The sequence below is a fragment of the Sinomonas sp. T428B genome (genome assembly GCF_056780155.1).
The window spans coordinates 705,208-723,005 of sequence record NZ_JBRAZR010000001.1 but is presented as its reverse complement, the minus strand read 5'-3'; the positions used below and the strand labels follow the sequence as shown (position 1 = coordinate 723,005).

Annotated in this window: 15 protein-coding genes, 1 tRNA gene and 1 riboswitch; of the genes, 8 read left to right on the top strand and 8 right to left on the bottom strand. The window is 72.7% G+C overall.

The window, feature by feature from the left end; all coding sequences use genetic code 11:
* The first annotated feature begins 28 nt into the window (after positions 1–28).
* Positions 29–946, top strand: a complete 918-nt coding sequence (locus ACUYMY_RS03435) for a LysR family transcriptional regulator (protein WP_481702239.1) — start codon at positions 29–31, stop codon at positions 944–946.
* Positions 947–964: 18 nt separating this feature from the next.
* Positions 965–1,414: an RrF2 family transcriptional regulator gene (locus ACUYMY_RS03430; RefSeq protein ID WP_481702238.1), complete on the top strand. Its 450-nt coding sequence runs from the start codon at positions 965–967 to the stop codon at positions 1,412–1,414.
* A gap of 248 nt (positions 1,415–1,662) precedes the next feature.
* On the opposite strand, the gene ACUYMY_RS03425 is transcribed toward ACUYMY_RS03430, so the two are convergent.
* Positions 1,663–2,268 (bottom strand): NAD(P)-dependent oxidoreductase, encoded by a 606-nt coding sequence (locus ACUYMY_RS03425; RefSeq protein ID WP_481702237.1) that lies wholly within the window; start codon positions 2,266–2,268, stop codon positions 1,663–1,665.
* Between the two features lie 86 nt (positions 2,269–2,354).
* On the opposite strand from ACUYMY_RS03425, the gene ACUYMY_RS03420 reads away from it, so the two are divergent.
* Positions 2,355–2,723, top strand: a complete 369-nt coding sequence (locus ACUYMY_RS03420; protein ID WP_481702236.1) for a winged helix-turn-helix transcriptional regulator — start codon at positions 2,355–2,357, stop codon at positions 2,721–2,723.
* 159 nt (positions 2,724–2,882) lie between these two features.
* On the opposite strand, the gene poxB is transcribed toward ACUYMY_RS03420, so the two are convergent.
* The 5 genes from poxB to ACUYMY_RS03395 form a co-directional block, all read right to left on the bottom strand.
* Positions 2,883–4,607: a ubiquinone-dependent pyruvate dehydrogenase gene (poxB, locus tag ACUYMY_RS03415; RefSeq protein WP_481702235.1), complete on the bottom strand. Its 1,725-nt coding sequence runs from the start codon at positions 4,605–4,607 to the stop codon at positions 2,883–2,885.
* A 46-nt stretch (positions 4,608–4,653) separates the two neighbouring features.
* On the bottom strand, positions 4,654–5,280 hold the full coding sequence (locus ACUYMY_RS03410; protein WP_481702234.1) for a TetR/AcrR family transcriptional regulator: 627 nt from the start codon (positions 5,278–5,280) through the stop codon (positions 4,654–4,656).
* Complete coding sequence (locus ACUYMY_RS03405; protein ID WP_481702233.1) at positions 5,277–7,865, bottom strand: PEP/pyruvate-binding domain-containing protein; 2,589 nt, start codon at positions 7,863–7,865, stop codon at positions 5,277–5,279. The genes ACUYMY_RS03410 and ACUYMY_RS03405 overlap by 4 nt, the downstream gene beginning before the upstream one ends.
* Positions 7,858–9,216, bottom strand: a complete 1,359-nt coding sequence (locus tag ACUYMY_RS03400) for an MFS transporter (protein WP_481702232.1) — start codon at positions 9,214–9,216, stop codon at positions 7,858–7,860. Before ACUYMY_RS03400 ends, ACUYMY_RS03405 begins: the two co-directional genes overlap by 8 nt.
* Positions 9,217–9,348: 132 nt before the next feature.
* Positions 9,349–11,172: a phosphoenolpyruvate carboxykinase (GTP) gene (locus ACUYMY_RS03395; RefSeq protein ID WP_481702231.1), complete on the bottom strand. Its 1,824-nt coding sequence runs from the start codon at positions 11,170–11,172 to the stop codon at positions 9,349–9,351.
* A gap of 292 nt (positions 11,173–11,464) precedes the next feature.
* Between ACUYMY_RS03395 and ACUYMY_RS03390 the strand changes: the two genes are divergently transcribed.
* The 3 genes from ACUYMY_RS03390 (at position 11,465) to ACUYMY_RS03380 (ending at position 13,961) form a co-directional block, all read left to right on the top strand.
* Positions 11,465–11,538, top strand: a tRNA-Arg gene (locus tag ACUYMY_RS03390).
* 210 nt (positions 11,539–11,748) lie between these two features.
* The gene (locus ACUYMY_RS03385) at positions 11,749–13,251 is read left to right on the top strand and encodes a dihydrolipoyl dehydrogenase family protein (RefSeq protein ID WP_481702230.1); all 1,503 of its coding nucleotides are present in this window, start codon (positions 11,749–11,751) and stop codon (positions 13,249–13,251) included.
* Positions 13,252–13,379: 128 nt separating this feature from the next.
* Positions 13,380–13,961: a hypothetical protein gene (locus ACUYMY_RS03380; protein ID WP_481702229.1), complete on the top strand. Its 582-nt coding sequence runs from the start codon at positions 13,380–13,382 to the stop codon at positions 13,959–13,961.
* Here the strand turns inward: ACUYMY_RS03380 and ACUYMY_RS03375 are convergent.
* Both ACUYMY_RS03375 and ACUYMY_RS03370 read right to left on the bottom strand, forming a co-directional pair.
* Positions 13,924–14,457 (bottom strand): SixA phosphatase family protein, encoded by a 534-nt coding sequence (locus ACUYMY_RS03375; RefSeq protein WP_481702228.1) that lies wholly within the window; start codon positions 14,455–14,457, stop codon positions 13,924–13,926. The two genes, ACUYMY_RS03380 and ACUYMY_RS03375, sit on opposite strands and share 38 nt — an antisense overlap.
* A gap of 34 nt (positions 14,458–14,491) precedes the next feature.
* Positions 14,492–15,340, bottom strand: a complete 849-nt coding sequence (locus ACUYMY_RS03370; RefSeq protein ID WP_481702227.1) for a winged helix-turn-helix domain-containing protein — start codon at positions 15,338–15,340, stop codon at positions 14,492–14,494.
* Between the two features lie 610 nt (positions 15,341–15,950).
* A riboswitch (cyclic di-AMP (ydaO/yuaA leader) is annotated at positions 15,951–16,132 on the top strand.
* Between the two features lie 9 nt (positions 16,133–16,141).
* On the opposite strand from ACUYMY_RS03370, the gene ACUYMY_RS03365 reads away from it, so the two are divergent.
* Positions 16,142–16,951: an aggregation-promoting factor C-terminal-like domain-containing protein gene (locus ACUYMY_RS03365; protein ID WP_481702226.1), complete on the top strand. Its 810-nt coding sequence runs from the start codon at positions 16,142–16,144 to the stop codon at positions 16,949–16,951.
* Between the two features lie 98 nt (positions 16,952–17,049).
* Positions 17,050–17,790, top strand: coding sequence for a response regulator transcription factor (locus tag ACUYMY_RS03360; protein ID WP_481702225.1), 741 nt, complete (start codon positions 17,050–17,052; stop codon positions 17,788–17,790).
* Positions 17,791–17,798 lie beyond the last annotated feature (8 nt).

Sequence of the window (17,798 nt, the reverse complement as noted above, 5' to 3'; positions counted from 1 at the left end):
CGTGCATGTCACCATCTACAATCTCTTCATGATCGACCTCCAGGCGCTGCGCTCCCTCGTCGCCGTCGAGCGTCACGGCTCGGTCGTCGCCGCCGCAGAGTCCCTCGGCTTCAGCCCGAGCGCCGTGTCGCAGCAGATCAAGAAGCTCGAGCGCCAGTCCCGCGCCGCCCTGCTCGAGCGCGCCGGCCGCGGCGTCCTGCTGACCGAGCGGGGGCGCGCCCTCGTCGAGCGGGGCGTCCGGCTCCTCGCCGACCTCGAGCGGGTCGAAGCGATGCTCGCCGCCGACGACTCGCCGCAGGGGACTCTCGCCGTCGCATCCTTCTCGACGGCGACCCGTGCCTTCTTCGGGCCCGTCGCCCGGCGGGCGGCCGAGGAGGCTCCGGGACTGCGCCTCGAAATCACGAGCGTCGACCCGGCCGACGCCGTCCGGCTCCTAGCGCACGGCGACGCGGACGTCGCCGTCGTGCACAACTGGAACTCGGTGGCGCTCGAGGTCCCCGCCCACGTCGCGCTCGAGCCTCTGTGCGAGGACGAGGCCGACGTCGTGCTCCCCGCCGGCCACCCGCTCGCGGCGCGGCGCGAGCTCGAGCGCCGGGACCTGCTCGACGAGACCTGGTGCTCGACCCCGCGGGGGGCGATCTGCCACGAGGCGCTCATGCGGCTCTTCAGCACCGAGGGCACCCTGCCGCGCATCGGCTTCACCGACCCGGACTTCGCCACCCACGTCGCGCTCGCGGCCGACGGCGCGGCGCTCGCCCTCGTGCCGCGCCTCGGCCGGCCCGAGCTGCCCCCGGGCGTGGTCGCGAGGCCGCTCGCGGGCGAACGCCCCCGGCGGCTCGTCTCGGCCGCCTACCGCCGGACGATGTCCGCGAGCCCCGGCGTGCAGCTCGTCGTGCGGCTCCTGCACGAGGCGGCCGGGGGACTAGCCCCCGCGACCGCGGCGTAAGCGCGTACACTTTTCGCCATGCGCATGACAGCCTTCGAGGACGTGAGCCTGCGCGCCCTCATGCTGCTGGGCGCCCTCGATCACCGGCAGCCGCTCGCCACGCGGGCGATCGCCGACGGGATCGGGACGCCGTACAACCATGTGAGCAAGGCCGTGCTCCGGCTCAGGGAGCTCGGCTTCATCGAGGCGACGCGGGGGCGTTCGGGCGGGGTCCGGCTCAGCGCGGCAGGGCGCCAGGCGACGGTCGGCAGCGTCCTGCGGGCGCTCGATACCCGCGAGGACCTCGTCGAATGCGAGTCCCCGACCGGCCACTGCCCGCTCAACACCGAGTGCGGGCTCCGCGGCGCGCTGCGCCGCGCCCGCGAGGCCTTCTACACCGCCTTGGACGACGTCGTCATCGCCACACTCCCGCACGAGCGGCAGATGCAGCCCATACTCCTCCAGCTCGGCCTGCGGCCGCCGGCCTGAGCCTGCTGCCTCAGTTTGCCTTTCTCTACGCCGCGCAGAAGACTGGGGTCCAATTCAGCGCGTGCAATGCTGGATTAGACCCCGGCCGGGGGGCAATCGGGGGCTTCGGGGGAACGAAGGGGGGCCGCCTCCGGGACCATATGGGGGGTCCCGGGGGCGGCCCCTGCCGCATCACCGTTGCGGGGTCACCTCCCTGCGTTGCGGGGTCACCTCCCAACGATGCAGGGTCACCTCCCAACGATGCGGGGTCAGTTGGCGGCCGTGAACCACTGGCCGCGGAACTGCGGCTGCTCGAGCTCGTCGAGGGCGGCGACGGCGTAGTCCTGGCTCGAGATCGAGTGCCCTGCTGCGGGGACCCCGACGGCGGTCGTGTAGGCGCCGGTGCGCTCGCCCGGCGCGATGACCGCGGCAGGCGCGTGGACGGTCACCTCGACGCCCGCGTCACGGAGCGCCTCGTAGGCGGCGAAGACGGCGTCCGACTCGCCCTTGTACTCGGCCGGGAAGCCCGGGGCATCCTTGATCTGCACACCGTCGGCGTTCTTGAGGCCGCCGAAGCCGCCCACCATGTAGACGCGCGCTTGGCTCGGGACCTGCCCGATCGCCCGGTGCGCCTCGACGAAGGGCTCGCGCGAACCGCCGGTGCGGTCCGGCACCGTCGCGAGCACGACGACGTCGTGCGCCTCCGCGACGGAACGGTACGCTTCGACGTCGGCAAGGTCTGCGGCGCGGGCCGCGGCCCCCTCGACGGCGGCGCCGCTCCGGCTCAGGGCGGTCACCTCGTGACCACGGCGGACGGCCTCGGCTGCGATCTGGCTGCCGATCATGCCGGTGGCTCCATAGATGGCGATCTTCATGCGGGCTCCTAAGTTGAAGGGTCAAGCAGTTGCCCGGCAACAGTATCCAATTGATACCAAGTACTTCAACGTTCTATAGTTACCAGATGGAAACCAGGCCCTTCGACGTCATGAGCGCGGACTGCCCCTCGCGCGTGGTCCTGCAGCGCATCGGGGACAAGTGGACCCCGCTCATCGTCCAGGCGCTCAAGGACGGCCCGCGCCGCTTCTCCGCTGTGCGCTCCGCGGTCGAGGGCGTCACGCCCAAGGTCCTCACGCAGTCTCTGCGCTCCCTCGAGCGCGACGGGATCGTGGCCCGATCCGTCTACGCCGAGGTCCCGGTCCGCGTCGAGTACCGCCTGACCCCGCTGGGAGAGAGCCTCCTCGTGCCCCTCGACGCAGTCCGCGAATGGGCGGAGTCCCATGCCGGGCGCATCCTCGAGGCCCGCGAGGCGTTCGACGCCGTCGCGGACTGACGCGTCCCACGGCTCCCCCCGCTCCTGGTCACCTCGGGCGGTACGCGGCCGACCCCGCAACACAGGAACGTGACCCCGCAACGTTGGGACGTGACCCCGCAACGTTGAGAGGTGACCCCGGAACGCTGGGAGGTGACCCCGCAACGGTGGGTGCGGGCCTCAGAAGAGCTGCCTCCAGTTGGTCTTCGCGAGGTTGAGCAGCTCGTCGCCCCTCCCCGAGAGGACGGTCCGCAGGGCGTAGAGCGTGAAGCCCCTGGTCTGCTCGAGCGTGATGGCCGGCGGGATGGCGAGCTCCTGCCGGGCGGTCACGACGTCGACGAGCGCCGGCCCGTCGTGCGCGAACGCCTCCTTGAGCCCGGCCTCGAGCAACGCCGAGTCCTCGATCCGCACGCCCCTGATCCCGATGGCCTCCGCGAGCGCCGCGAAGTCGGGGTTCTCGAGGCCGGTGGCATAGTTGACAAACCCCGCGGACTTCATCTCGAGCTCGACGAAGTTCAATGACGAGTTGTTGAACACGATCACCTTGACCGGCAGCCGGTTCTGCGTGAGCGTGAGCAGCTCGCCGAGCAGCATCGCGAGGCCGCCGTCGCCCGAGAGCGAGACGACCTGCCGGCCGGGGAACGCCGCCTGGGCGCCGATGCCGTGCGGGAGCGCGTTGGCCATGGTCCCGTGGTTGAACGAGCCGATGAGCCGTCGCCTCCCGTTCATCGTGAGGTAGCGCGCGGCCCACACGACCGGGGACCCGACGTCGGCCGTGAACACCGCGTCCTCGGCGGCGAGCCCGTCGAGGACCCGCGCGACGTACTGCGGGTGCAGCGGCTCGCCTGCCGGGGTCGGGGTCGCGAGGTCGTCGAGCCTGGCCCGCGCCTTGGCATAGTGCTTGAGCGCGGACTCGAGGTGCGAGCGGCGGCGCTTGCGCTCCAGGAGCGGGAGGAGGGCGGCCGCCGTCGTGCGCACGTCCCCGACGAGGCCGAGGTCGAGCGGCACCCGCCGGCCGAGCTGCTCGCCGCGCACGTCGACCTGCACGATCTTGGCCTTCTCGGGATAGAACTGCCGGTACGGGTAGTCGGTGCCGAGCATGAGCAGCGCGTCGCAGCCCTCCATGGCGCGGTAGCCGGAGCTGAAGCCGAGCAGGCCGGTCATGCCGACGTCGAACGGGTTGTCGTACTCGACGTGCTCCTTGCCGCGCAGCGCGTGCACGATCGGGGCGCCGAGCGCGTCCGCGAGGGCCAGGAGCTCGGCGTGGGCGCCCTCGGTGCCGGCGCCGGCGAGGATCGTGACCTTCGAGGCGCCGTTGAGGATCGCGGCGGCCTCGGCGAGCTCGGCCTCGTCGGGGACGATGCGCGGGCGGGCGCGGCGCACCGTCGCGATCCGGTCGGACACCGCCTGCGCGAGCGCGACGTCGCCCGGGAGCACGACGACGGCGACTCCGCGCCGCTCGACGGCGGCGCGGAGCGCGATCTCGAGGATCCGCGGCATCTGCTCGGGGTCGCTCACGTGCTCGGCGTAGACGCTGCACTCGCGGAAGATCTCCTGCGGGTGCGTCTCCTGGAAGTAGGTCGAGCCGATCTCGGCGCTCGGGATGTGCGCCGCGAGCGCGAGGACGGGCACGCGGGAGCGATTCGCATCGTAGAGGCCGTTGATGAGGTGGAGGTTGCCGGGCCCGCACGAGCCCACGCACACCGCGAGCTCGCCGGTCAGGGCGGCCTCGGCCGCGGCCGCGAACGCCGCGGCCTCCTCGTGGCGGACGTGGACCCAGTCGATGCTCGGGGTCCCGCGGAGGGCCTCGGTGAAGCCGTTGAGGGAGTCGCCCGGGATGCCGTAGACGCGCTGGATCCCGTTGGCGGCGAGGGTGTCGACGATGTTCTGCGCGATGGTCGCCATGCGGCCACGCTAGTCCGGCCGGCCGCGGCCGGGTACCCCTGACGGATCACTCGCGCGTGAGCAGCGGCAGCACGACGTCGTCCACCACGCTTTCGAGGAACTCGGCGTCGAGCAGGCCCGGCCCGAGGAGGAAGCGCATGCGCAGGAGCGCTGGGCCGGCCTCGAGCCGCTGCTCAGTGAGGGCCGACGCCGGGCACTCGCCGCGCGCGGCGGCGCGCTCGGCGATCGTGCGCATCATCGCGAGCGCGCTGCCGCGGCTCAGGGCGGCGAGCCGGTCCGGCGCGGGGTCGCGCAGCGCCTCGCCGAGGAGCCCCCGGAGCGCGAGCCCGACCGGGCCCCGCAGCTGCTCGGCGGCGAGGGTCATGACGGCGAGCGCGTCCCCGCGAATGCTTCCCGTGTCGGGGAGCCGGCCCGGGCCGGGCATGGCGTCGCGGACTGCATCGAGGACGAGCGCCGGAAGGCCGTCCCAGCGGCGGTAGAGGCTCGCCTTCCCGGTCCCCGCCCGGGCGGCGATGCCCTCCATGCTCAGCCCCGCGTAGCCCTCCTCCGCGACGATCGCGAGGACGGCGTCGAAGATGGCCCGGTGCAGGGCGGCCCCGCGGCGCCGGGGCAGGCTCCGGTGGTCGGGCGGGGCGGCCGACGGCGCGTGCCCGCCGATTGGCTGGGCGGTCACCGCGCCGCGTCCGGGGACGTCGAGGCGCCCGGCGGCGTCGCGGCGCCCGCAAGCTCCGCGCCGCCCGCCGGCTCAGCCCCATCCGGGAACACCGCGCCCGCCGAGCCGTCGACGACCACGCGCTGGCCGTCCCGGAGCACGGCCGTCCCCCGCCCCGTCCCCATGACGGCGGGAATCCCGTACTCGCGCGCGACGATGGCCGCGTGCGAGCCGAGCCCACCCGTGTCGACCACGACGGCCGCTGCGCGCTGGAACAGCGGCGTCCAGGACGGGTTCGTGTAGGGGCACACGAGGATCTCCCCCGCCGCGAGACTCCCGAACTCCTCGGGCCCCCTGACCAGGCGAGCCGGCCCGGAGGCCCGGCCCCGGCTCGCGGGCGTCCCGGTCACGAGGGCCCCGTCGACGCTCCGGCGGCCCGCGAACAGCAGCGCCGGCTCGAGCAGCGGGAGCCCCTCGAGGCTGCGCCGCTTCTGCGCCCGCGCCGCGACGAGCGCCCGGTACGCCTCGCGCACCCAGGCCGGCAGCGCCCCGCCGTCGTCTGTCCCGCCGTCGTCTGTCACCGCGGCGAGCTCGCCGAACGTTAGGTGCCAGACGTCGTCGGGCGCGTCGAGGACGCCGGCCTCGGTGAGGCGCCGCCCCAGCTCGAGGAGGGCGCCGCGCAGCGGCGGGAGCACCATGGTCGCGCAGAAGTGCGAGTCCTCGCGGAAGGCCATCCCAGCCCGCGCGCGCTCGACGCCCTCGAGCAGCGCGCGCCGCAGCGGCGGCAGGGCCCGCACGAGGGGGTGCGCCCGGAGCTCGTCGAGCGCCGCGCCCGTCTGGTCGGCGGGCCTGGGCCCCTCCCCCAGGAGCGTGCGCACGATCCCGAGCACGGTCTCCGGCGTGTCCCGCCACGTCGGCGCGCTCGCAACGACGACGCTGACGGTCTCGCGGTGCCCGAACTCGGCCAGGAACTCCTCGAGCGCGTGCCGGAACTCGGCGAAGCGCGGCTCGGTGCGCACCCGCTCGAGGACGGCCGACGGCGGGCCGGCGGCGATGGCCTGGGACAGCTCGCCGTCGGCGGCGGCGCGCCGGGCGAGGGCCGAGAGGGCCTCGTTGGCCGCACTCGTGCGCGTCGGCGCCCCTGCGACGAGGGCAGGGCCGAGGCGCCGGAGGCCGAGGGCCGCGAGTGCGATCCGGAGCGGGGCCTGCGGGAGGAACGAGCTCGGGAGGTACGAGACCCGCAGCTCCGCGACGAGGGACGTCGCGGCGAGCGCGTCCTCCGCGGCCCCCACAACCCCGCGCCATGGCAGCGCCCGGAGGTCGGCGGCCTCGAGCCGGCGGATCTCGGCGAGGAAGGCGGCGAGCCGCGGGTCCTCCGTCCAGTGCCGGGCGTCGTAGCGGCGCACGCGCCTCAGGATGGACGCGGGCGCGGCGAGGGTCCGCAGCGTGGGCCGCGGCACCGGGGGCACGAGCTGGACAACGACGCCGTCCTCCTCACGCAGGAGCCGCGACTCGTCGGGGAAGACGACGCCGACGCTGCCGGCCATACGTTGCAGCATGTCCACGATCCCGTGGCGCAGCCAGCCCGTGACGTCGAGCGGGTAGGGGCGGACCTGGAACATCTCGAGGAAGAAGGGGCCGACGAGGCGCTGGAAGCGGTTGAGGCGCGGCGGCTCGGGCGGGAGTCCCGTGAGCGGGCGGGACTGGACGACCCACACGCGCCCGCCGGCGAGGGCCCACTCGAGGTCCTGGGGCCGGCCGAAGTGCTCCTCGGCGCGCCGGGCGAGCCGCGCGAGCTCCGCCAGCTGAGCGGGTGCGAGGAGCGGCCGGGGGCCGCCGCCGTCGCCCGGCGCATGCTCGAGGACCCGGCCGTCCGGCGCGAGGACCCAGTGCTCGGGCGTCACGAGGCCCGAGACGACCGCCTCGCCGAGCCCGGCGGCCGCGTCCACGACGGCCGTCCCCCGCTCCCCTGTGACGGGATTCGCGCTGAACAGCACGCCCGCCGCCTCGGCCGGGACGAGCCGCTGGACGACGACGGCGATGCGCACCTCCGCGTGGTCGACGCCGGCCCGGGTGCGGTACGCGACGGCGCGATCCGTCCAGAGCGACGCCCAGCAGGCGAGCACGGCGTCGAGGACCGCCTCAGCGCCCACGACGTCGAGGAAGGTGTCCTGCTGGCCCGCGAACGCGGCGTCGCCGAGGTCCTCGGCGGTGGCGCTCGAGCGCACGGCGACGGGACCGCCGCCGAGCCCGGCGTACGCGCGCACCACGGCCTCGCGCACGTCCTCGGGCAGGCCCGCTGCCCGGACGGCCTCCCGGAGGCGGGCGGCGGCGCCGGCACCGTCAGGGGAGGCCGCAAGGGATGCCGCCGCCACGGCCCGGCCGGATCCCTGCCCGGCCGCGCCCGCGCCGAGGGCCTCCTCGACGAGCGCCGCGAGCCCAGCCCGGTCGGCCATCTGGGCGTACGCCGCCGTCGTCACGAGGAAGCCCTGCGGGACGGGGAACCCCGCCCGCATGAGCTCGCCGAGGTTGGCGCCCTTGCCCCCAGCGAGCGGCAGGTCGCCGGCGCCGAGTGAGGCGAGTGGACGGACGAGCTGCTCAGGCATGGCGGCCCCCGGGGGTCGTTCCGTGGCCCTCGGCGAAGGCCTCGGTGCGCAGTTCGCGCTCGGGCAGGAACAGGGTCAGGACGAATGCGCCAGCGAGCATGACGGCGGAGAGGGCGGCCACGGGCGGCATCGCCGCCCCGAAGGCGGCGGAGACGTCTCCCGCGAGCCCGGGCGGCAGGGCCGCGAGGGACGCCGGGTCGAGGGAGCCCGCGCGGTCGCCGAGGGCACGCGCGGCCCCCGCGGGCAGCCGGGACGTGAACCCGGCCGTGAGGACCGCGCCGAGGCCCACCACCCCGGCCGCCGCCCCCACCTGGCGCACGAGGGCGACGGCGGACGTCGCGGCCCCGAGGGTCTCGCGGGTCGCGGCGTTCTGGGCCACGACGACGACGATCTGCATCGTGAGCCCCACGCCGAGGCCCGTCAGGGCGACGGCCACGACCGCGGCCGGCACTCCCCCGGCGGGGCCGAACAGCGCGAGCGTCCCCTGGCCCGCTGCTGCGAGCGCTGTGCCCAGGACGGGGAAGGCCCGGTAGCGGCCGGTCCGGCTCACGATTGAGCCCGAGGTGATGGCGGCGGCCAAGAGTGCGGCCATGAGGAGCAGGAGCACGGCGCCGGAGGCGGTGGCGGAGAGGCGCAGTGCAATCTGCAGGTAGGCGGGCAGGTAGGCGACCGCGGAGAACATCGCGAAGCCGAGCAGGAAGCCCAGAGCGACCGCGAGCGTAAACGACCTGTCGGACCACAGGGCGCGCGGAAGCGGCGGGCCGCCGTGCCGAGCGGGCGGCGGAAGGCGGATGCCGATCAGGACGGCGTATCCGGCCGCGGCGACGAGCGGGAGGTAGCCGAGGAAGACCCACCGCCACGAGGCGAAGTCCACGACGGCTCCCCCGGCGAGGGGCCCGACGACCGCCGCCGCCATGAAGGCGATCCCGAGCAGGCCCAGGTACCGCCCGCGCTCGCGGGGGCTCACGAGCTCGCCGAGCGTTGCCTGCGCGCCGATCATGAGCGTGCCGCCACCGAGGCCCTGGAGCGCGCGGTAGGCGGAGAGCTGGGGCACGCCCGTGGCGGACGCGCACAGCGCCGCGCCGAGCGCGAAAACCGCGAGCCCACCGAGCAGCATGTTCCGGTGGCCCATGCGGTCGCCGAGGAAGCCGGCCGCGGGCATGGCCGCCGTCGCCGCGACGAAGTACGCGGCCAAGATGAGCGGCATGTGCTCGGGACCGCCCAGGTCCCCCGCGACGCTCGGCAGGGCCGAGGCCATGGCGGTCTGGTCCACGGTCCCGAGGAACATGACGAGCATGAGCCCCGGGAAGGCCTGGCGGACGCGCTCGGGGATGGGTTCCCTGCCCTCCATGCGGCCACGGTACGCCCGCTGGTTAGAGAACGCAACGTCCTCTAATGGCAATCGTCCGAGAGGTGGCGAACACGACGACGGCGGCGCCCCCACGCGAGGTGGGGGCGCCGCCGTCGTGCGGTCAGTCCGGGACTACGAGAGGCGCGCCTTGAGCCCCTCGAGCTCGGCCAGGATGCTGTCCGGGAGGGAGCCGCCGAACCGGTCGAACCAGTCCTGCAGGCCCGCGAGCTCGGCCACCCACTCGTCGCGGTCGAAGCGGACGGCCTCCTCGACCTCGGCAGGGGTCATGTCGAGGCCCGTCAGGTCGAGGCTCTCCGGGGTCGGCACGAAGCCGATCGGGGTCTCGACGGCGTCGGCGGTGCCCTCGATGCGCTCGATGGCCCACTTGAGCACACGGGCGTTGTCACCGAAGCCCGGCCACGCGAAGCCGCCCTCGCGGGTCCGGCGGAACCAGTTGACGAGGAAGATCTTCGGCAGGCGCGCCGGGTTCGCCTTCGCGGAGAGGGTCACCCAGTGGTTGAGGTAGTCGCCCGCGTCGTAGCCGATGAACGGCAGCATCGCCATGGGGTCGCGGCGCACGACGCCGACGGCGCCCGCGGCGGCCGCGGTCGTCTCCGAGGAGAGCGTGGCGCCCATGAAGATGCCGTTGGCCCAGTCGCGGGACTGCGTCACGAGCGGAACGGTCGTCTTGCGCCGGCCGCCGAACAGGATCGCCGAGATCTCGACGCCCTCGGGGGCGTAGTACTCGTTGGCGAGCATGTCGATCTGATCGATCGGCGTGCAGAAGCGTGAGTTCGGGTGCGCGGCGGGGCGGCCGGACTCCGGGGTCCAGTCGTTGCCCTGCCAGTCGGTGAGGTGGGCCGGGACCTCGTCGGTCATGCCCTCCCACCACACGCCGCCGTCATCCGTGAGCGCGACGTTCGTGAAGATGCTGTTGCCCTTGGCGATGGCGCGCATCGCGTTCGGGTTGGTGCCCCAGCCGGTGCCGGGGGCGACGCCGAACAGGCCCGCCTCGGGGTTGATCGCGCGGAGCTCGCCCTCCTTGCCGAAGCGCATCCAGGTGATGTCGTCGCCGAGGGTCTCGACCTTCCAGCCCTCGATCGTCGGGTCGAGGAGCGCGAGGTTGGTCTTGCCGCACGCGGACGGGAAGGCCGCCGCGACGTTGTAGACCTTCTTCTCGGGGCTCGTGAGCTTGAGGATGAGCATGTGCTCGGCGAGCCAGCCCTCGTCGCGGGCCATGACCGAGGCGATGCGCAGGGCGTAGCACTTCTTGCCGAGCAGCGCGTTGCCGCCGTAGCCCGAGCCGAAGGACCAGATGGAGCGCTCCTCGGGGAAGTGCACGATCCACTTCTCGGGGTTGCACGGCCAGGCCACGTCCTCCTGGCCTGGCTCGAGCGGGGCGCCGACCGAGTGCAGGGCCGGGACGAAGAACGCCTCGGTGGACTCGATCTTGTTCAGAACCTCCGTGCCGATGCGGGCCATGATGCGCATCGAGGCGACGACGTAGGCCGAGTCGGTGATCTCGACGCCGAACTTCGGGTCCTCGGCGTCGAGGTGGCCCATGACGAACGGGATGACGTACATGGTCCGGCCACGCATGGAGCCCTCGAAGAGGCCGCGCAGCTTCTCCTTCATGGTGGACGGATCCATCCAGTTGTTGGTGAAGCCGGCGTCGCGCTCGTCCTCGGAGCAGATGAAGGTCTGCTCCTCGACGCGGGCCACGTCCGCGGGGTCGGAGAAGGCCGCGAAGGAGTTCGGGAAGAGCTCCTGGTTCAGCGGCGTGAGGGTTCCGGCGGCGACGAGCTCGTCCGTCAGCTGGCGGTACTCCGCCTCGGAGCCGTCGACCCAGTGGATGCTCTCGGGCTTGGTCAGCTCGGCAACTTCCTCGACCCAGGAGAGCAGCGGCTCGTACGTGGTGGGGGCTTCCGCGAGCAGCGGCAGACGAGTTTCGCCCATGTCTTACTCCTTTGATCGGGTCGGCGTGTCCTTCCACTGTAGGGAAGGTGGTCTGTACCACCGGGCGCCCAAGTCCTATGAAACGAGAGCGAAACATCCGAAATCGCGAGATCTCGGGGGACCACGCGTCCAGACGCTCGATTTAAGTGATGAAGGTCACATAGACCGGTCTAGCTGCGAAACGTCATGTTTACGTGCCCAGGGCCACAGCCGCTCGATTTGGAACTGCGGGCGAGTTCGCGTAAAGTTATTCGAGGCCGAGCGGGGCGGGAAACGCAACGAACGGCAGCAAGCGCCCATAGCTCAGCTGGATAGAGCGTCTGTCTACGGAACAGAAGGTCAGGGGTTCGAATCCCTTTGGGCGCACAGAATGTCGGAATCCCCCGGTCCCTCGGACCGGGGGATTCCTGTTTCCCGCCGATTATGCCTCGCGCTTCCCCTGGCTCTCGGGGCTCTTCATCTCGCGCTCATCTGTTTTTCTCTGCCTTTCCTCTGGCATCTCCCTGCTTTCTTCCTGCTGTCACGTCTGCTTTCCCCGCCCACGCCGGATCCCCCTGAACCCCGTAGCATGCTGGAGTGGACAGCGAGTTTGACGTCATCGTGATCGGCGGCGGCGCCTCGGGCGAGAATGCCGCAGAGCGCGCAGCCAAAGGGGGCCTGACCGTCGCGATCGTCGAGGCCGACCTCCTGGGCGGCTCGCACTCCTACTGGGCCTGCCAGCCCTCCAAGGCGCTCCTGCGTCCCGGGACCGCCCTCCAGGCCGCCCGCTCGGTGGCGGGGGCGCGCGAGGCCGTGACAGGCCCGCTGGACGTCGCCGCCGTCCTCGGCCGGCGCGACGCCGCCGTCAACGGCTGGGACGACTCCGCCCAGGCGGAGTGGGCCTCCGACGCCGGCGTCACGCTCATCCGCGGCCGTGCCCGTCTCTCCGGCGCCCGCCGCCTGAGCGTTACCGACACCCATGGCGACCGCCTCACGCTCACGGCTCGGCACGCCGTCGTGCTCGCGACCGGGTCCGCGCCCGCCGTTCCCCGCATCCCCGGCCTGCACGACACCCCCTTCTGGACGACGAAGGACGCCACGAGCGTGCGCGAGGTGCCTGAGAGCCTCCTCGTCGTGGGCGGCGGCGTCGCGGGCGCCGAGCTCGCGCAGGGGTTCGCCCGCCTCGGCGCGGACGTGACGGTCGTGGCGCGGGGGCCGCTCCTCGCGGGCTTCCCGGTCGACGCTCGCGAGCTCGTCGCAGCGGGCCTGGCTTCGGACGGGGTCACGATCCTGGAGGGTGCCTCGACGGAACTCGTCGAGCTGACCGAGCAGACGGGGCGAACCGAGCAGATAGCGGGGACGGAGCGGACCGAGCAGACGGGGCGGATCGGGCAGACGGACGACGGCGGCGCGCGGCAAGGCGTCCGGCTCACGCTCACGGACGGGCGCACGCTCGAGGCCGCGCGGCTGCTCGTCGCGACCGGCCGCCGGCCCGCCCTGGACGGCCTCGGCCTCCCGGCCTTCGGGATCGAGCCCGTGTCGATGCGCGTGGACGAGACCGGGCGCGTGCAGGGGCTCTCGTGGCTCTACGCCGTCGGCGACTGCGCCGGCGGGGCCAAACTCACCCATCAGGGCAAGTACCAGGCGCGCATCACCGGCGACGCGATCGCCGCCCGCGCCCGGGGCGAGCTCGACGCCCGGGCCACAGCCGAGCCCTGGAGCCGGTGGGCCCGCACGGCGGACAGGCTGGCCGTGCCCCAGGTCGTGTTCACCGATCCCGAGGTCGGAATGGTCGGCCTCAGCGAGGAGGACGCGTGGGAGGCAGGCCTGCGCGTGCGGGCCGTGGCCGTGCCGCTCAACGTCGCCGGCGCGTCGCTGCGCGCCGAGGAGTACGAGGGCTGGGCGCAGATCCTCGTCGATGAGGATCTGCGCACGATCGTGGGCGCGTGCTTCGCGGGGCCGGACGTCGCCGAGCTCGTCCAGGCGGCGACGATTGCGATCGTCGGGGAGGTGCCGCTCGACCGCCTCTGGCACGCCGTGCCGGCGTTCCCGACGCTCTCCGAGGTCTGGCTGCGGCTCCTCGAGGCCTACGGCCTCTGACGCCGGACGAGGCGCTGGACGGCGCGCCGGCCGACACGCCGGCCTGCTCCGCGAGGGCGTGAGAGCGCGCCTCGACGCGTGAGCGCGCCGCGCCGGGAATTGTCGGTGGGCGCTGCCAGAATGAGGGCATGGCCGCCCCGCACCCCCGCTTCCAGCCCCTGCGCACGAGCGCCCGGGCGACCCTCTGGTCTGCGGGAGCGGCGGCCGCCTCGGCCTTCGTCACGGCCCTGACGCTCGACGGCGGCGCGGCCTCCCTGACGCTCACGGCCCTCGGCGCGTTCGTCGCGTGCGCGCTGTACGCGATCCTCGGCATGTCCCGCTACGCGGTCGCCGCCCTCGCGGCCGTCGGCGCTGCCCTGTCCATCGGGGCTGGGCTGGCCTTCCTGCGACTCATCGGCCTTGCGTGGGACCAGGACCCCGAGGTGGTCTCCGCCGTCTCGAGCCGGGATGCCGACCCTTTCTTCCTCGGGGCCGTCCTGGCCGCCGGCATGACGCTCGCCGTGCTCTTCGCGGGGGCCGTGTGGCCGCAGCCGCGGCGGAAGGGGCGCGCGTTCCGCCCCAGCGGGCACCGGCCGGCGGCCGCATCACGGCGCCCGCGCCCGGCTTCGCCCGCGTCGCGGTCCGCCCAGCGGGGGGCGGCCGCCAGAGCAGCCACCCCGCGCGGACCCGCGGTCAGCGTCCCGCAGCGCGCGGCACAGCGAAGTCGGTGAGCCGGGCGTCCTGCCCGTCGAGCTCTGCCCACGGCCCCTCGACCTCGAAGACGGCGAGGCCCGTGGTCGGGAAGTGGCTCGCAGCATCCATGTAGGCCTCGTGGTCTGAGTCCCGCGAGGCGAGGCGAAGCACGAGGTCCTGGACCCCGGGCATGTGCGCGATGAGCAGGAGCGTCCGCACGGTCTCGGGAACATGGTTGACGACGGCGAGCATGCGCGCCGCGCCGGCGGCGTAGAGCCCCGACTCGAGCTTGGGGGTCGGTGCAAGGTCGCCGAGCTCGTCGCAGACCCACGTGCACGTCTGCCGGGTGCGCAGGGCGATCGAGCAGAGGATGAAGTCTGGGACCACCCCGTGGGCCAGGAGCCACTTGCCTGCCTCGGGCGCGTCGGCGTGGCCGCGCTTGGCGAGCGGCCGCTCGAGGTCCGGCACGCCATCGGGCCACGCCGCCTTCGAGTGGCGCAGGACCACGAGCCGCTTGAGATGGTGGTTGCTCATGGGGCAAGCCTAGGCCCCGCCCCGCTGGCCCCCGTCAGATGGAGTACTCGGGCGCAGCCCAGACGATGACCTCGGGGTGCTCGTAGAAGCGGTAGCCCTGGCCGCGGACGGTGCGGACCGTGTTCGCGAGGCGGCCGAGCTTGGAGCGCAGGCGACGGATGTGGACGTCGATCGTGCGCTCGTTGGGCACCTCCTCGGCGTTCTTCCAGAGGCCGTCGAGGAGCTCGTCGCGGCTGACCGTGCGAGTGCCGTTCTCCACGAGGTAGTTCAGGAGCTCGAACTCCTTGAACGTGAGGTTGAGGGTCTCGCCGTCGAGGTGCACCTCGCGGCGGGCCAGGTCAATGAGGACGCCGGACGGGCGGGCGTCCTGCTGCGGGGCCTGGCGGGGCTCGGGGCGCTGCTGGCGCGAGGCGATCGTCGGATCGCCGAAGGTCGAGCGGACGACCTCGAGCGAGGAGCCGGGGGCGTTCGCCGGGGCGACCGCGACCGCAGCGTAGCTCTCGACGCCTTCGACGAGGTTCTGGGCATAGGCCCTGATCTCCTGGGCGATGCGGGCGATCGAGGTGCCGGCCGCAGCGGCCTCCTGCTCGGAGAGGCCGACATAGAGGACGAAGCCGTGCGCGACATTGTCCGCGGCGACGGCGCGGACGGGCTCGGCCGAGGGCGCGATGACCGGCGTCGGAGCGGTGAGCGGCGCATAGTCCTCGGCGACAGGCCGCAGCGGCTGCTGCTGGGGGCGAACGGGGTGCGCGGCGCCGTAACCGGGGGCGTACGGATCGGCCTGCCCCGGAGCGCGGGTGCCGAACGGCTGGCGCTGGGTTCCCTGCTGGGCCTTCTGGGCGTTGCGGACGGAGATGTGGACGTAGCCGGATGCAACAGACATAGTGTGCTGACCTCGTTGGTGACTAGCCGCGGTCGCGGCTTCGAATGCGGAGCGTTGACGCCCGCGTGGCGGAGGATGCCCGACGCTGGGCTGTGGACGTGCGACGTGCGGGGGTGGTGCAGTCAGCTCGACATTCGACAGCAGCACATTGCCCGCGCGGCAGGTGAGCTCGCTGGGCGGTCGGCGGCGACAGGTGCTGCTGAGTCCATGTTCACAATCACGAGTGTGTCCCGTAACAATGCCTACAAGCAAGTAACAATGCTCGATTTGTCTCACATTCTGAGACGCAGAGTTGCGATGTGATGATTGTCACCATTCGGCAGAATAGCCTTGCGCTTTCCTTTTTTCGCCGCTAGCGCTCTTTTCTCGCTCTGCGTCGAAGATTATTCGACAGCGTCGCACCCAGCCCCCGACGAGGCGCGTCAAATGCGGGATCTCATAATGCGGACAGGGCTGGACGCGTGAGCGGTTCAACGCTTGTTGGCTGGACTTGGCCTCGGAACTTGATGTATCAAGCGCAAACCGCTGTTATCCAAATGTGACTTTCCGTGATCGTTCCGTTACCGTGGAACGGTGCCCGCGCCACCGCGGGCAACCCCCAGGCCCTGTCCGCCGAGCTCTGCCGACAGCCTGAGAGGACGTATCAGGCAGAGACGGAGGACCCACGTCCGGCCGCGCGCCCCCGCCCCCCCAGGGATCAGGCGCGGCCTCGGGGTGAAGCCCATGCCCTCGGCTGGGCCGGATGACTCTCATCCGAACCCGACAGCTAACTTCGCAGGCGCCAACGAGAGGCCCACACGCTTGAGCAAGTCCCCCTTCCGCGCTGCCGCGCGCCCTCAGGGCCGCCGCCGCGCAACGCACACCACGCACAGCCCCCACAGCACATCTGCCCTGGCCCGCATTGCGGCGTCCACTGGCGCCACCCCGGGCAGCCCCGTCGAGCGGCTCGGCCACCGCAGCGCCGCCGTCGCCCTCTCCCTGGGCCTCATCGCCCTAGCCGGGGGCGGAGCGGTCGCGACGACCGCCGGCAGCGACTTCGCCGCAGCCTCCCATGTCGAGGCGGTCCCGGCCGCCACCGGCATCGAGAACACAGCCATCGCAGCCGACGCCCAGGCCCGCGTGAAGGCCGAGGAGGTCCGTGCTGAGGCGGCAGCTGCCGCTGCTGCGCAGGCTGAGCTCCAAGCCGCTGAGGCCAAGGCAGCGGAGGCCAGCAAGGCCGAGGCGGCCCGCGCTGCCGAGCAGGCGCGCAAGGCCGAAGAGGCGCGACAGGCCGAAGCGGCCGTCGCGGCCGCGCGGCCCGTCGACGATCCGGCCGCCGCCAAGGCCTACGCCGCCTCCCGGCTCGCCGCCTACGGCTGGGGCCAGAACCAGATGAGCGCGCTCGAGATCCTGTGGACCAAGGAGTCTGGGTGGCGCACCACCGCCACGAATCCCACGTCCGGTGCCTACGGCATCGTGCAGTCCCTGCCCGCCAGCAAGATGAGCTCGGTCGGCGCGGACTGGCAGACCAACTTCCGCACGCAGATCGACTGGGGCCTGAACTACATCAAGGAGCGGTACGGCTCGCCGTCGAACGCCCTGAATTTCCACTACGCCAACAACTGGTACTGAGCCGACCCCAGCCTCCCGTGCAGCACTAGGCTTGCGTCCACAGCTCATTCACAGCTGCGGCTCAGGCTCGGACTACGACTGCACGGGAGGCTGGATCCATGGCAAGGCCCTACTCCGCGAACAACCTGCCCGCGCTGAGCCACCCGGACGGCACGCCGATCCGCGCCCTCGTGGTCGACGACGAGCCGAGCCTTGCCGAACTCATGAGCATGGGCCTGCGCATGGCGGGGTGGAGCGTCCAGGTGGCGGGCGACGGCCCCTCGGCCGTCACGGCCGCCCGCGAGTTCCGGCCCGACGTGCTCGTGCTGGACGTCATGATGCCGGGATTCGACGGCGTCGAGGTCCTCACGCGCATCCGCCAGTTCCTGCCCGAGGTCCCCGCGCTGTTCCTCACCGCGAAGGATGCCGTCGAGGACCGCATCACGGGCCTCGCCGCGGGCGGCGACGACTACGTGACGAAGCCGTTCAGCATGGAAGAGGTCATGCTCCGGCTGCACCGCCTCGTCCAGCGCTCGGGCGCCGCGGCCCAGGACGACGCCGATCTCGTCGTGGGCGACCTCGTCCTCAACACGGACACGCGTGAGGTCACGCGTGGCGGCGAGGACATCCAGCTCACGGCGACCCAGTTCGAGCTCCTGCGCTACCTCATGGAGAACCCGCGCCGCGTGGTCAGCAAGGCCCAGATCCTCGACCGCGTCTGGCAGTACGACTTCGGCGGGCAGGCCAACATCGTCGAGCTCTACATCTCCTACCTGCGCAAGAAGATCGACGTCGACCGCGCGCCCATGATCCACACGGTCCGCGGCGCCGGCTACGTCATCAAGCCCGCGGAGGGGTGAGCGCGCGC